Source organism: Falsiroseomonas sp., from assembly GCF_051860665.1.
Taxonomy (GTDB): Bacteria; Pseudomonadota; Alphaproteobacteria; order Acetobacterales; family Acetobacteraceae; genus Falsiroseomonas.
Genome location: NZ_JBHYDM010000009.1, coordinates 77,907 through 91,949, shown reverse-complemented (window position 1 = coordinate 91,949; position 14,043 = coordinate 77,907). Strand labels below are relative to the sequence as shown.

Sequence of the window (14,043 nt, the reverse complement as noted above, 5' to 3'; positions counted from 1 at the left end):
GATGGACGGGAGCAACGACCCGAAGGCTCTGTTGCAGGGGCTCTATGCGGAGATGGCGCCGCAGCATCTGTTCCCGCTCTGGGAAGTGCTGCATGCGCTGGTCACGCCCACCCCCGCCTCGCCCGTCCAGCCGCATCTCTGGCACTACGACACGGCCCGGGCGCATCTGCTGCGCGCGGGAGATTTGATCACCGCCGAACAGGCCGAGCGCCGGGTGCTGATCCTGGAAAATCCGGGTCTGCCCGGCAGCTCCTCCGTCACCACCAGCCTCTATGCCGGCTTGCAGCTGATCCTGCCGGGCGAGGTCGCGCCCTGCCATCGCCACACGCAATGTGCCCTGCGCTTCGTGATGGAGGGCGACGGCGCCTTCACCGCGCTGGATGGGGAGAAGGCGGTGATGCGCCCCTTCGACCTGGTGCTGACGCCGAACTGGCAATGGCATGACCACGGCAATGCCAGCGGCGCGCCGATGATCTGGCTGGACGGCCTCGACATCCCCACCGTGCGCCACTTCGCCGCCAGTTTTGCCGAACGCCTGCCGGATGGCGCCATGGCGCATGCCGAGACCGCGCCGGCCGGCGACACGGCCGCCCGCTACGGCCGCAACCTGCGCCCCTATGGCGGCACGCTGGGCGCGCGGCGCCCGCAAAACCTGCCGCTGTTCCACTATCCCTATGCGGAGTGGCGGGAGAGCCTGGCCGCCATGGCGCGCGCTGGCGATCCGGACCCGCATCTCGGCCATGCGCTGGAATTCATCAATCCGGCCGATGGCGGGCCGGTGATGCCCACCATCGCCGCCCATGTCCGCCTGCTGCCCGCCGGCTTTGCCACGCGGCCGCGCCAGGCGACGGATGCAATGGTGCTGGTGGTGGTGGAGGGCACCGGCACCGCCACCGTCGCCGGCCGCGACCACGCCCTGGCGCCGCGCGACCTGCTGGTGGTGCCGTCCTGGGCCGCGCTGACACTCGCGGCCGAGAGCGAGCTGGTGCTCTTCGGCTATTCCGACGCGGCCGCGCAGCAGAAGCTGGGGCTTTGGCGCGAGGCGCGGGGGTAGCCTTCACCTCCCCTTCACCTTTCTCCCGGAAAACGAGGCTCTGGCCTCAAGAATCCCGGAGGATGCGTGTCGATCCCAAGTTTGAAATTTGTGGGCAGCGTCTCCCCGGATCCGTCCCTGGACCTGCCGCATGAGGACGCGCCGCGGCAGGCCGCCGCGCAGGCGCCGGCGCCCCTGCCGCCCGCGCCAGGCCTGACCGCCTTCACGGCCGCGCCCGCTCCCGTCGAGGCCGCCACCCCCGACGCGGACCCGCCCGCGCCCTACACCGCCCCAGCCCCCGCCGCGGCGGAGGAGCTGCTGGTGCAGTTCCAGCCCGGCCTGGACCCGGCGCGCATCGAGCAGGCCCTGGCCAGCGTCTCCGCCACGCCGCTCGAGATCATCCGCGGCGCACTGCCGGGCCAGGAGGACGGGCTGCTGCTGCGCGTCGCCCTGCCCGAGGGGGTGGAGGAGGCGGGGGCCATCGCGCTGCTCTCGCTCCAGCCCGGCGTCGATTTCGCCGAGGAGAACTTCACCGTCTCCGTCGCCGCCGTCTCGAATGACGCGAGCTACACCAACGGCTCCCTCTGGGGCATGTATGGCGATGCCACGGCGCAGAAGAACGCCTTCGGCAGCCAGGCCGGCGAGGCCTGGGCGGCGGGCGCGACCGGGTCTTCCAAGATCGTCGTCGGCGTCATCGACAGCGGCATCAACTACACCCATGCCGACCTCTACCTGAATGTCTGGATCAACCAGGGCGAGATCCCAATCAGCTTCCGCAGCAAGCTTTCGGATGCGGATCGCGACGGGCAGATCACCTTCCGCGACCTGAACCAGGCGGCCAATGCCGGCTTCGTCTCCGACCTCAACAGGAACGGCCGCATCGATGCCGGGGACCTGCTGCGCGACACCCGCTGGGCGAACAAGGACGACCAGGACCGCAACGGCTATCGCGACGACCTCTTCGGCTGGGATTTCGTCAACAACGACAACGACCCCTTCGACGACAACGGCCACGGCACGCATGTCAGCGGCACCATCGGCGCGATCGGCGGCAATGGCACGGGCGTCGCCGGCGTCGCCTGGAACGTGCAGATCCTGGCGCTGAAGTTTTTGGGGGCCAATGGCTCCGGCAGCCTCGGCAATGCCGTGAAGGCGCTCGACTATTACACGGCGGCCGGCAAGGCGACGACGGTGCAGGATTTCGTCGCCACCAACAATTCCTGGGGCGGCGGCGGCTATTCCAGCGCCATGCAGGCGGCCATCGACCGCACCGCGCAGGCCGGCAACCTGTTCATCGCCGCCGCCGGCAATTCGGCGTCGAATACCGATGGCACCGGCAGCTACCCCGCCAACTACAGCACGCTCGCCAGCGCGGGGTATGAGGCGGTGGTCTCCGTGGCCGCGCTGACCAGCACCGGCAGCCTCGCCAGCTTCTCCAACTACGGCGCCACGACCGTGGACCTGGCGGCGCCGGGGCAGGGCATCCTCTCCACCACCGCCAATGGCGGCTATGGGACGATGAGCGGCACCTCCATGGCCGCGCCGCATGTGACCGGCGCCGTCGCCCTCTATGCCGCGGCGAACCAGGGGGACAGCGCGGCGGAAATCCGCGCCGCCCTGCTCGACTCCGCCACCGCCACCGCTTCGCTGGCCGGCCGCACCGCCACCGGCGGAAGGCTGGATGCGGAGGCGATGCTGCGCGCGGGCGAGGGCGACACCACCCCGATCCCGCCGCCGCCCACCGGCGGCCGGATCTACGGCACCACGGCCTCCGAGACGCTGACCGGCACGGCGGGCGCCGATATCCTCAGCGGCGTCCCGCAATCCGGCAACTTCCTGGGCAAGGGCACGATCGACGCGCTGCGGGGTCTGGCGGGCAACGACATCTTCCTCCTCGGCGATGCGCGCGGGCTTTTCTACAATGACGGGCTGGCCAGCGCCGCGGGCCGGTCCGATTACGGCCGCATCCTGGATTTCCAGCGCGGCGACCGTATCCAGCTCTCCGACGATGTGGGCGTCTATTTCCTGCGGTCGGAGACGCTCTCCGGCGCGGCGGGCACGGCGATCTATGCCGATACCGACGGCAACCGCCGCTTCACCACGGTGGATGAGCTGGTGGGGCATGTGCTCGGCACCACGCCGCTCGGCGCCTCCGACTTCCTCTTTGCCTGAGGCGCGGGGATGAGCGCGCATCTGGCCCGGCTGGCGACCATCGGCGCCGGCGCGGCGCCGAACTTCTGGGGGCGGCAAGCGTTACGCTGGCTCACAGAGGGGAATCCCATCATGCAGAAGCCCAGCGACGGCAAGACGCAGAAGGATGTCGAGATCAGCGTCCGCGACAGCTTCCCGGCCAGCGATCCCAGCTCAGCCAATGCCAGTGGCGGGCCGCGCGCCGTGCCGGTGGAGGGTGGCGCGGCGGCGCCGGCGGTGCCGGACGCCAAGACGCTGACCCGCCGCTTCGCCGACGCGGAAACCGCCAAGCTCGCCCTGGAGGAGCTGGTGCGCAGCGTGCCGCTGGACCGCAAGGCGACGCAGCTGGAGGGCAGCGAATTGCAGCTGCGCGTGCCGCGGGACGATGCGGCGCGGATCGAGGCCCTGCTGCAGGCGGCCTGAGCCGCCTGCCTCAGCCCGCGACCGGCAGGCCCTTGCTGGTCGAATACTCGAAGTGCAGCGCCTCCCCCGGGAAGATCCTCGGGTGGATGGCATGCGCCGCCATCGCCGCCTCCGAGAATCCCTGCAGGATCAGCTTCAGCTTGCCGGGATAGGTGGCGATGTCGCCGATGGCATGCACGCCAGGGATATTGGTGGCGCAGGTCGCGGGCTCCACCGCGATATGGCTCCGGTCCAGGCCCAGCCCCCATTCCGCGATCGGGCCGAGTTCCATCGACAGGCCGAAGAAGGCCAGCAGGTGGTCGGCCGGCACGGTCTTCACCTCGCCCTTCAGCGTGGCGAGCGACACGCCGGTCAGCACGCCATCGGTGCCTTCCAGCCCGTGCAGCTGGTAGGGGATGGCCAACTCGATCTCGCCGCGCTCCGCCGCCTGCTTCAGCTGGGCGGCGCTTTCCGGGGCGCAGCGGAACTTGTCGCGCCGGTGGACCACCGTCACATGCGCAGCCACCTGCTTCAGGCTCAGCGCCCAGTCCACCGCGCTGTCGCCGCCGCCGGCGATGACCACGCGCTTGCCGCGGAACTCCTCCCGCTTGCTGACCAGGTAGCGCACGGCGCCCGAGGCCTCGAATTCCGGCAGGCGCTCCAGCGGCGGGCGGTTCGGGCCGAAGGCGCCGGCGCCGGCGGCCAGGATCACGGCCTTGCAGGTGACGACATCGCCCTCGCTGGTGGTCAGCACCAGGCTTTCGCCTTCACGCCGCAAGCCCTCGACGCGGCGGCCGAGCATCAGCATCGGGTTGAAGGGGGCGCATTGCTTGTGCAGCGCCGCGATCAGGTCGCCGCCGGTGACTTCGGGATGGGCGGGGATGTCGAAGATCGGCTTCTCGGGATAGAGCGCGCTGCACTGGCCGCCGATCTCGCCCAGGGCGTCGATCACCACGGTCTTCATCCGCAGCATGCCGCATTCGAAGACGGCGAAGAGCCCGACCGGACCCGCGCCGATGATCGCCACATCCGTCTCGACAACCGCCGGCATGCTGCCCTCGTCCCTTCTGCCTGGCGGCTGCTTGGACCAAGGCGGGGGAGGGATCAAGGCCCGCTTCCGCCCCGGCTTGTGCGGTGCGGCAGCGGCGGGGCAGATTGCGGCGGCGCATGTCCCTGATTCTCCCCTTGCCCGATGAGGCCGCCACCGCGGCGCTGGCCGCGAAGCTGGCCGCGCGCGCCCGGCCGGGCGATGCGCTGCTGCTGGAGGGCCCGCTGGGCGCCGGCAAATCCGCCTTCGCCCGCGCCTTCCTGCGCGCGGCCTCGGGCGACCCGGCGCTGGAAGTGCCCTCCCCCACCTTCACCCTGGTGCAGTCCTACGACCTGCCGATGGGCCCCGCCTTCCATTTCGACCTCTGGCGCCTCGATGGCCCCGCCGGCCTCGACGAGCTGGGCTGGGAGGAGGCGCGGGAGGGTCTTTCGCTCATTGAATGGCCGGGGCGGCTTGGGGCGATGCGGCCGGCGGATGCGCTGACCATCGCCCTGGCGCCGGGGCCCACCGAAACCTCCCGCGTGGCGACACTGACCGGCTGGGCCGGACGACTTGAAGGACTGGGTGCATGAAGGCCGAGGCCGTCGCCTTCTTGACCGAGAACGGCTTCGTGCATGCGGCGCGCCAGCCCTTGCCGGCCGATGCCTCCTTCCGCCGCTATACGCGGCTGGTCGGCGGGCCGCGCCCGGCCCTGCTGATGGAGGCACCGCCGCCGCAGGAGGATCTCGGCCCCTTTCTGCGGATCGCGAGCCATCTCACGGAGGCGGGGCTCTCGGCGCCGGAGGTGCTGGCGGCGGATCCGCACCAGGGCTTTGCGATCATCGAGGATTTCGGCGCGCATACCATGGCGCAGCTGCTGGATGCGGGGGCGGAGGCCGCGCCGCTGTATCTGGCCGCCACCGCCGCCCTGGCCCGGCTGCACGCCGTGCCGCCGCCCGCCGAGCTGCCGGCCTGGGACGCCGCCCGCATGGCCGACACCGCCGCCGCCACCTTTTTGGAATGGTGGTGGCCGGCGGCTTTTGGCGACGCGCCTTCGGAGGCAATTGGAGAAAAATTCGGGCTGGCGATCCATGCGATGCTGGCCCCCTTCGCGGCGGCCGGTTTCGTGCATCGGGACTATTTCCCGGCGAACCTGATGCCGCTGCCGGACCGCGCGCCGCCGGCCGATATGGGCCTGCTGGATTTCCAGGACGCGGCGCTCGGCCACCCGGCCTATGACCTTGTCTCGCTGGTGGAGGATGCGCGGCGGGACGTGGACCCGGCGATTCGCGCCGCCTGCATTTCCCGCTATCTGGCATTGCGGCCGGAGCTGGATGGGCAAGAATTTCGCGGCGCCATGGCGGCGCATGCGGCGCAGCGGCATCTGCGCGTCGCCTGCCTCTGGGTGCGGCTGGCGCGGCGCGACGGCAAGCCGAACTACTTGCGCCACGGGCCGCGCTGCTGGGCGCTGCTCGGCCAGGCGCTGGCGCATCAGGCGACGGCGCCGCTGGCGGAATTTCTCGACAGGCATGTGCCCCCGGCGTTGCGCGGCAACCCGCCGGGGCTGGAGGCTGAGGCGGCATGATCACCCTGACCCATGGCATGGTGCTCGCCGCCGGCCTCGGCACGCGGATGCGGCCGCTGACGGATGACCGGCCCAAGCCGCTGCTGGAGCTGGGAGGAAGGTCCCTGCTGCACCACGCGCTGGACCGGCTGCGCGATGCGGGCGTGGCGCATCACGTGGTGAATGCCCATTGGTTCGCCGACCAGGTGGCGGCGGCCGTCGCCGCGCATGACGCGCCGGACCGCAAGGTGCGGCGGGAGGAGGTGCTGCTGGAGACCGGCGGCGGCGTGACCGCCGCCCTGCCGCATCTGGGCGACGCGCCCTTCGCCGTGGTGAATGGCGACGCCTTCTGGCTGGATGGTCCCACCCCCGCCCTGGCGCGGCTGGCGGCCAGTTTCGACCCCAGGACGATGGATGCGCTGCTGCTGCTGGTGCGCACCGCCCAGGTGGATGGCGAGGCCGGGCGCGGCGACTTCTTCATCGACCCGCTGGGCCTGCTGCGCCGGCCGAAGGAGCGGGAGATTTCCCCCTATCTTTTCGGCGGCGTGCAGATCCTGTCGCCGGCACTTTTCGCGGATGCGCCGGAAGGTCCCTTCAGCCTGAACCTGCTCTATGACCGCGCCATCGAATCCGGCCGCATCTTCGGCCTGGTGCATGACGGCGCCTGGTTCCACCTCTCCACCCCGCGCGACCTGGACCGGGCGGAGACCATGCTGCGGGCGGGGATGCTGACCGCGCTATTCTGAGGCCGGGCGCTCCCCCAGTTTTTGCGCCACCATCAGCAGGTAGCCGTCGGGGTCCTGGACAAAGACCTCGCGCTGGCCGCCGTGGCGGTCGCCGGTGCGGCGCCAGATCTCGCGCGGGCCCTGGTAGATGGGCCAGGACCGCGCCTCCAGCGCCGCCAGGACCGGGGCGAGGTTCGACAGATAGAGCTGGAACATCACGCCCTGGCCGAGGGGCCGGTCCATGGGCCCGGTCTCGAAGCGGCCATTGCGCTGGCACAGCATCACCTGCTGGCCCGCATCCGGGTGCTCCAGATAGGCGAAAAGCTCCTCGGGCCGGTCGTAGGCGATGCCGAAACCCAGGACCTCGCGCCAGAAGGCCAGGCTGGCGGGCAGGTCGTTGACCATCAGTTCCGGCACGAAGCCCGCCCAGCCGCTGCGCGGCGGCGCACCCCGATCGCCCATCGCACCTCTCCCCGCAGCCCGAAGCGCAAGCTGGACCAAACCGGCCCCCTGGCCTAGCCTTGGGAACGGAACATGAATCTCTTCGATATCCCGGCCGAGCTGCCTTTTCTCGAATGCCTCGCCGCCGGGGTGCTGGCGGATTTTCGCGCGCAGTCGCCGGAGGCGCTGTCCCGCGCCACCATCCTGCTGCCGACGCGGCGCTCCGCCCGCGGTCTGCGCGACGCCTTTTTGGCGCGCGCCGAGGGCCAGGCGCTGCTGCTGCCGCGGATGCGGGCGCTGGCGGGGCTCTCCACCGAGGATGCGGATGAGCTGGCGCTGCCCACGCTGCTGGACCTGCCGCCCGCCGTCCCGGCGCTGACCCGCCAGGCGGTGCTGACCAGCCTGGTGATCCGCCTGCCGCCGCGCCATGGCGGGCCGGGCACGCCGGAGCAGGCCTGGGGCCTGGCCGCCGAGCTGGCCCGCATCTTCGACGAGATCGCGCTGGAGGAGCCGGATACCGAGCTGCTGGCCACCGGCACGCCGGGCGAATTCACCGAAACCTGGCTGGGGCGGCTGGAAACGCTGGTCCCGGAATCCCAGGCGACGCATTGGCAGATCACCACCACCTTCCTGCGCGGCGTCGCCACCGCCTGGGCCGGCTGGCTGGAGGGTGAGGGCCTGCTGGATATCGGCCTGCGCCGCGTTCTGGCGCTGCGGGAACAGACCAGGGCCTGGCAGGACGACCCACCGAAGCATCCCGTGATCGCCGCCGGCATCGGCGTCGGCGGCACCATCCCGGCGGCCGTCGAGCTGCTGAAGGTCGTGGCACGGCTCGACCAGGGCGCGGTGGTGCTGCATGGGCTGGACCGGGCGGAGCTGGCCGAGATCTGGCCCCACATCTGCGATTCACCGACGCACCCCTTCTGCAGCCAGGGCCGGTTGCTGCACGCCATGGGCGCCGAGCCACGTCAGGTGCGCCGCTGGCACGGCTGCGCCGAAACCGCCCCCGCCGTTCCGGTGGCGCGCGTCGCGCTGCTCGAAATGGCGCTGCGCCCGCCGGAGGGCATGGGCCCCTGGACCCAGCCGGCCGCCCAAAGATGGGCGCCGGGCCTCGAAGGGCTGCGCCTGGTGGCCGCCCCCGAGGCGCAGACCGAGGCCGCCGCCATCGCTTTGCTGCTGCGGGAGGCCCTGGAAAAGCCCGGCGCCCGCGCCGCCCTGGTGACGCCCGATCGCGACCTGGCCCGCCGCGTCTCGGCCGAGCTGGTACGCCACGGCATCCGCGCCGACGATTCCGCCGGCCAGCCGCTCGGGCAGACGCCCACCGGCGTCTTCCTCCGCCTGCTCGCCCGGACCGTGGCGGAGGATTTCGCCCCGGTGCCGCTGCTGGCTTTGACAAAACATCCGCTGGCGGCGGCGGGGATGGACCGCGCGGAATTCCTGGACGCCGTGCGGCTGCTGGAACGCCGCGTGCTGCGCGGGCCGCGGCCGCTGGGGGGGCTGGAGGGGCTCAAGCAGGCCATCGCCGCCCTGCCGGAGGATGACCGCAAGATCCGCCTGCAGTCGCTGCTCGCCGCGCTGGAGGCCGCGCTGGGTGGCTTCAGCACCCGCCACGGCGCCGCCCGCCCGCCGGCGGATCTGCTGGAAGCGCATCTCGCCGCGGCGGAGGCGCTGGCCACCACGCCGCAGGAACCCGGCGGGCTGCGCCTCTACGCGGCGCAGGAGGGCGAGGTGCTGGCCAGCCACATGGCCGACCTCGCGCCGGCGCTAAAACACCTGCCGCCGATGGACCCCGCCAATTGGCCGGCGCTCTTCGAGGCGAGCCTGGAGGGGGTGGCCACCTACCTCGTCCGCAAGCACGGCACGGCGCATCCGCGCGTCGAAATCCTCGGCCTGCTGGAGGCACGGCTGCTGGCCTTCGATCGCGTCGTGCTCGGCGCGCTGGATGAGGGGGTCTGGCCGCTGGCCACCGACCCCGGGCCATGGATGAGCCGCCCGATGCGCAAGCAGTTCGGCCTGCCGGAGCCGGAGGCGCGCATCGGCCGCGTCTGCATGGATTTTTTCCTGTTCGCCTGCGCGGCGCCGGAGGCCGTGCTGTCCCGCGCCGCCCGCCGCGGCGGCTCGCCGACGGTGCCGGCACGATGGCTGACCCGTCTCGAAACCTTTCTGTCCGGCCAGGGCCTCGCGCTGCCGGGCAGCGAGGCGGCGCGGATGGCCGCCGCGCTGGACGTGCCGGACCGCGTCACCCCCGTCTCCCGCCCCGCCCCGCGCCCCAGCCTCGCGCAGCGCCCGCGGGAGATTTCGGTGACGGAGGTCTCGGACATGCTGGCCGACCCCTATGCCTTCCACGCCAAGCGCATCCTGCGCCTGCGCAAGCTGGACCCGCTGGATGCCGATGTCGGCGCCCTGGACTACGGCATCATCGTCCATGCCGCCCTCGCCGGTTTCGTCAGCGCCATCAGCCGCGCCCCCGGCGGCTGGCCGGGGGAGGCGGCGGCGCTGGAGGCCTGGGGGCAGTCGGCGGCGAAAGCCCTGGAAGACCAGGGCCCGCGCCCCTCGCTCGCCGCCTTCTGGCGCCCGCGCCTGGCCCGCATCGGCGCCTTCGTCGTGGCGCTGGAGGCGGAGCGGCGGCAGGATGGCGGCATCGCGGCCAGCTGGACCGAGACCGATGGCCGGCTGGAGCTGCGCCGCCCCCGCGGTACCGTCACGCTGAAGGCGCGCGCCGACCGGATCGACCGGCTCGGCGATGGCAGCCTGGCGATCCTCGACTACAAGACCGGCACCCTGCCCCGCCCGGACGAGCTGCAGGACGGCCGCGCCCCCCAGCTGCCGCTGGAAGCCGCCATGGCCGCCGCCGGCGCCTTCGCCGATATCCCCGGCGCCGCGGTGCGGGCGCTGACCTATTGGAAGCTCTCGGGCGGCGAGACCCCCGGCGAGGAAAAGCAGATGTTTTCCGAGCCCGAGGACGTCTCGGCCCTGGCCGCGGAGGCAATGGACCGCCTCGGCGCGCTGGTCGATCGCTTCCTGCTCGGCGACGCCGCCTTCACCGCCCGGCCGCATCCTGGGCGAAAAACCCGGGGCGGGGATTACGACCACCTCTCCCGCGTCGATGAATGGGCGGATGCGGAGGGCGAGGATTGATGAGCCTCACCCTCACCCCCCGCCAGGAAGCGGAATTCGAGCAGGCCCGCGCCTCGGACCCCGCCGCCTCCGCCTGGGTCGGCGCCTCGGCCGGTTCGGGCAAGACCAAGGTGCTGACCGACCGTGTGCTGCGGCTGCTGCTGGCGCCGGGCACGCGGCCGGGCGCGATCCTGTGCCTGACCTTCACCAAGGCCGCGGCGGCCGAAATGGCGCATCGCCTGGCGCGCGATCTCGGCCGCTGGGCGGTGGAGCCGGAGGCCAGGCTGGCCGCGCGGCTGGCCGCCCTGCTGGGCCGCGCGCCGGACCGGCGGGACCTCGATGCGGCGCGGGGCCTCTTCGCCCGGGTGCTGGACCTGCCCGGCGGCATGCGCATCAGCACCATCCACGCCTTCTGCCAGTCCCTGCTGCGCGCCTTCCCGCTGGAGGCCGGCCTCGCCCCCCAGTTCGGCGTGGTGGAGGAGGCGGATGCCGCCGCCCTGCTGGCCGAGGCGCGGGAGGCGGTGCTCGCCAGCCCCGCCCAGGGCCCGGCGCTCGAGGCCCTCGCCAGCCTGGTGCCGCCCGATTCCTTCGCCAGCCTGGTGCGGGCGCTGGACAAGGACCGCGAAAAGCTGGGCACGGCGCTGCGCGAGACCGGCTCGCTGCCCGCGCTCTGCGCCGCCATCGGCCGCCATCTCGGCCTGCCGGAGGCGGCGCATGAGGCTGCGCTGGTCGCGGCCGGCGCGCAGGGGGTGGACGACCAGGCGGTGATCGCCGCCCGGCTCCTGCAGGCCAGCCGCAATGCCAACGACCAGGGGCGTGGCACCAGGCTGCTGGACTGGCTGTCGCTGCACCCGGCGGAACGCGCCGCGCGCTGGACGGATTGGGTGGAAATCCTGCTGACGCAGGAGGGCACGCCGCGCGCTCGCATGGCGACCAAGGATGTCGGCCCGCGCCAGGCCGAATGCGCCGAGATCCTGCGGCGGGAGGGGGAGCGCGTGGCGGCCGTGGAGGGCGCCCGCCGCGCCAGCCGGCTGCTGGCGGCAACCCGCGCGCTGCTCGGCCTCGGCGCGCCGGTGCTGGAGGGGTATCGGGCGCGCAAGCAGGCGCGGGGGATGCTGGACTACGACGACCTGATCCTCGCCGCGCGCCAGGTGCTGCGCGACCCCGGCAGCGCCTGGGTGCTGTTCAAGCTGGATGGCGGGCTCGACCACGTGCTGCTGGACGAGGCGCAGGACAGCAACCCCGCCCAATGGGGCATCGCCGCCGCGCTGACCGAGGAATTCTTTGCGGGCGCGGGTGCCGAGCGGCGGGAGCCGCGCGCGCGCACCATTTTTGCCGTGGGCGACGTCAAGCAGTCCATCTACGCCTTCCAGGGCGCCGATTCCGCCGGCTTCGCCCGCTGGCAGCGGCATTTCGGGCAGCGCTTGCAGGCGCTGGGGGAGGAGCTGCGCGACGTGCAGCTGCAGGTCTCCTTCCGCTCCACCGCGCCGGTGCTGGCGCTGGTCGATGCCGTCTTTGCGGAGGGCGCGGCGCGGGAGGGGGTGGTGGCGCCGGGCGAGGTGCTGCGCCACCGGCCGGACCGCATCGGCCATGCCGGCTGCGTCGAGCTCTGGCCCATGCTGGACGGCGCCGAGGGCGAGCCGCCGCCGCCCTGGGAAGTGCCCGAGACGCCTGCCGCCGCCACCGGCGCCGATGCGCAGCTGGCCGAGGCCATCGCCGCCCGCATCGCCGGCTGGCTGGACTCGGGCGAAATGCTGCCCAGCCGCGGCCGCGCCATGCGCGCCGGCGACATTCTCGTCCTCGTGCGCAAACGCTCCGGCGGGCTGCTGCCGCGGCTGGTGCGGGCGCTGAAGGAGCGCGGGGTGAAGGTGGGTGGTACCGACCGCATCCGCCTGGTCGAGCAGATCGCCGTGCAGGACCTTTTGGCGCTCGCCGATGCGCTGCTGCTGCCGGAGGATGATCTGCAGCTGGCCGCGGCGCTGAAATCGCCGCTGCTCGGACTGGATGACGACCAGCTTTTGGCCCTCGCCGCGGGGCGGGAGGGCAGCCTGTGGCGGCAGCTCCAGCTCGCGCGCGGGCAGGCCACGCCTGAGGGGCAGGCGGCCGATTTTCTCGCCGGGCTGATGTCCCGTGCCGATGTGGTCACCCCCCATGCGCTGTTTGCCGAAATCCTCGGCGAGCATCGCGGCCGGGCCAAATTGCTGGCGCGGCTGGGGCCGGATGCGGCGGATCCGGTGGATGAATTCCTGAACGCCGCGCTGGACCATGGCAGCCGCCACCCGCCCAGCCTGCAAGGTTTCGTCGCCTGGCTGCGGCGCGGCGGCGCCGAGGTGAAGCGGGACCAGGAAGCCGCCGGCGACGCCGTGCGCATCATGACCGTGCACGGCGCCAAGGGGCTGCAGGCGCCGGTGGTGATCCTGCCGGATACCGTCAGCCCCGGGCGGGACAGCGCGGAGGTGCGCTGGGTGATGCCGGAGGAGGGTCCGCCCCTGCCGCTCTGGGCCCCCAACAAGGACCACCACGCCCCCGCCTTCACCGAGCTGCTCGCCAGCGAGAAGGCGGCGCGGGCGGCGGAGGAGCATCGGCTGCTCTATGTGGCGCTGACCCGGGCGGAGGACCGGCTGCTGGTCTGCGGCTGGCAGCGCAAGCGCCCCAAGGCGCGGGATTTTCCCGAATCCTGCTGGTACGACCTCATCGCCCAGGGTTTTGCCCGGGTCGCCACGACCGAACTGCCCCTGGAGGCGCCGGCCGGCTTCGGCTTCGCCGCCACGACGCTGCGCCGGCTGGAGGCGCCCCAGGAGGTTCCGCCGGTGCCGGATGGGCGGGATACGCCGCCCGCCGCCGCGGCCGACCTGCCGGACTGGGCCCGCCGCCCGGCGCCGCCCGAGGTGACGCAGGACGCCCTCGCCCCCTCCGCCGTGCCGGGCGAGAACACAGGCGAACCTCCGGCCGCCGCCCCGCACGGCGCCGCCGACCCCACCGGCCAGCGGTTTCGCCGCGGCCGCCTGGTCCACGCCCTGCTGCAGCACCTGCCCGACCGCCCGCCGGCGGAGCGGGAGGCGGCGGCGAAAAGCTTCCTCGCCCGGCGCGGCCAGGGGCTTTCGGAGGCGGAGCAGGCGGCGACGCTGGCGGAGGTGATGGCCCTGCTCCAGGCGCCGGATTTCGCCGCCGCCTTCGGCCCCGACAGCTTGGCGGAGGCGCCGATCGCGGGCCAGGTCGGCAACCGGCTGGTCAGCGGGCAGGTGGACCGGCTGCTTGTCGCGCCCGATCGCGTGCTCGTGCTCGACTACAAGACCAACCGTCCCCCGCCGACCGAGGTCTCGGCCGTGCCGGCGCTCTACCTGCGCCAGATGGCCGCCTACCGCGCCGTTCTGGCGCTGGCCTTCCCGGGACGGCGGGTGGATTGCGCCCTAGTCTGGACTTTTGGCGCGCGACTCATGCCGCTGCCCGAAGGGTTGCTGGATGCGCATGCGCCAGGCGCATGACGCCCCGCGCCCCTCGCAAGATGCCCCTTGCTTGACCCGGGCCCGCACCGCCACGATCT

At 72.7% G+C, this 14,043-nt stretch carries 10 protein-coding genes; 8 read left to right on the top strand and 2 right to left on the bottom strand.

Translation table 11 applies throughout. The features are described from left to right. Position 1 precedes the first annotated feature (1 nt). From gtdA to ACTIF1_RS11855, 3 genes are all read left to right on the top strand, one after another. Positions 2–1,054: a gentisate 1,2-dioxygenase gene (gtdA, locus tag ACTIF1_RS11865; protein WP_439596627.1), complete on the top strand. Its 1,053-nt coding sequence runs from the start codon at positions 2–4 to the stop codon at positions 1,052–1,054. Between the two features lie 66 nt (positions 1,055–1,120). Next, positions 1,121–3,205, top strand: a complete 2,085-nt coding sequence (locus ACTIF1_RS11860; protein ID WP_439596626.1) for a S8 family serine peptidase — start codon at positions 1,121–1,123, stop codon at positions 3,203–3,205. Positions 3,206–3,316: 111 nt separating this feature from the next. Continuing rightward, a complete protein-coding gene (locus ACTIF1_RS11855; RefSeq protein ID WP_439596625.1) occupies positions 3,317–3,646 on the top strand; it encodes a hypothetical protein in 330 nt (109 codons plus the stop codon). Positions 3,647–3,656: 10 nt separating this feature from the next. Here the strand turns inward: ACTIF1_RS11855 and ACTIF1_RS11850 are convergent, their stop codons facing one another. Further along, positions 3,657–4,676: an NAD(P)/FAD-dependent oxidoreductase gene (locus tag ACTIF1_RS11850; RefSeq protein ID WP_439596624.1), complete on the bottom strand. Its 1,020-nt coding sequence runs from the start codon at positions 4,674–4,676 to the stop codon at positions 3,657–3,659. A gap of 116 nt (positions 4,677–4,792) precedes the next feature. On the opposite strand from ACTIF1_RS11850, the gene tsaE reads away from it, so the two are divergent. From tsaE to ACTIF1_RS11835, 3 genes are read left to right on the top strand one after another with little or no spacing between them, the layout of a single operon-like run. Then, complete coding sequence (tsaE, locus tag ACTIF1_RS11845; RefSeq protein WP_439596623.1) at positions 4,793–5,245, top strand: tRNA (adenosine(37)-N6)-threonylcarbamoyltransferase complex ATPase subunit type 1 TsaE; 453 nt, start codon at positions 4,793–4,795, stop codon at positions 5,243–5,245. After that, positions 5,242–6,237, top strand: a complete 996-nt coding sequence (locus ACTIF1_RS11840) for an aminoglycoside phosphotransferase family protein (RefSeq protein ID WP_439596622.1) — start codon at positions 5,242–5,244, stop codon at positions 6,235–6,237. The genes tsaE and ACTIF1_RS11840 overlap by 4 nt, the downstream gene beginning before the upstream one ends. Further along, a complete protein-coding gene (locus tag ACTIF1_RS11835; protein WP_439596621.1) occupies positions 6,234–6,962 on the top strand; it encodes a nucleotidyltransferase family protein in 729 nt (242 codons plus the stop codon). The genes ACTIF1_RS11840 and ACTIF1_RS11835 overlap by 4 nt, the downstream gene beginning before the upstream one ends. Here the strand turns inward: ACTIF1_RS11835 and ACTIF1_RS11830 are convergent. After that, positions 6,954–7,403 (bottom strand): VOC family protein, encoded by a 450-nt coding sequence (locus ACTIF1_RS11830; protein ID WP_439596620.1) that lies wholly within the window; start codon positions 7,401–7,403, stop codon positions 6,954–6,956. The genes ACTIF1_RS11835 and ACTIF1_RS11830 overlap by 9 nt on opposite strands. Positions 7,404–7,475: 72 nt before the next feature. Here ACTIF1_RS11830 and addB point away from each other — a divergent pair, with 72 nt between their 5' ends. Both addB and addA read left to right on the top strand, forming a co-directional pair. Continuing rightward, the gene (gene addB, locus ACTIF1_RS11825; protein ID WP_439596619.1) at positions 7,476–10,520 is read left to right on the top strand and encodes a double-strand break repair protein AddB; all 3,045 of its coding nucleotides are present in this window, start codon (positions 7,476–7,478) and stop codon (positions 10,518–10,520) included. After that, the gene (gene addA, locus ACTIF1_RS11820) at positions 10,520–13,984 is read left to right on the top strand and encodes a double-strand break repair helicase AddA (RefSeq protein WP_439596618.1); all 3,465 of its coding nucleotides are present in this window, start codon (positions 10,520–10,522) and stop codon (positions 13,982–13,984) included. The genes addB and addA overlap by 1 nt, the downstream gene beginning before the upstream one ends. Positions 13,985–14,043: the final 59 nt, after the last annotated feature.

Excerpts from the sequence above, each read along its gene's own strand:
- ACTIF1_RS11840 (WP_439596622.1), top strand. The coding sequence starts at position 5,242 with ATGAAGGCCGAGGCCGTCGCCTTCTTGACCGAGAACGGCTTCGTGCAT.
- addA (WP_439596618.1), top strand. The coding sequence starts at position 10,520 with ATGAGCCTCACCCTCACCCCCCGCCAGGAAGCGGAATTCGAGCAGGCC.
- ACTIF1_RS11855 (WP_439596625.1), top strand. The coding sequence starts at position 3,317 with ATGCAGAAGCCCAGCGACGGCAAGACGCAGAAGGATGTCGAGATCAGC.
- gtdA (WP_439596627.1), top strand. The coding sequence starts at position 2 with ATGGACGGGAGCAACGACCCGAAGGCTCTGTTGCAGGGGCTCTATGCG.
- ACTIF1_RS11830 (WP_439596620.1), bottom strand. The coding sequence starts at position 7,403 with ATGGGCGATCGGGGTGCGCCGCCGCGCAGCGGCTGGGCGGGCTTCGTG.
- addB (WP_439596619.1), top strand. The coding sequence starts at position 7,476 with ATGAATCTCTTCGATATCCCGGCCGAGCTGCCTTTTCTCGAATGCCTC.
- ACTIF1_RS11850 (WP_439596624.1), bottom strand. The coding sequence starts at position 4,676 with ATGCCGGCGGTTGTCGAGACGGATGTGGCGATCATCGGCGCGGGTCCG.
- tsaE (WP_439596623.1), top strand. The coding sequence starts at position 4,793 with ATGTCCCTGATTCTCCCCTTGCCCGATGAGGCCGCCACCGCGGCGCTG.
- ACTIF1_RS11835 (WP_439596621.1), top strand. The coding sequence starts at position 6,234 with ATGATCACCCTGACCCATGGCATGGTGCTCGCCGCCGGCCTCGGCACG.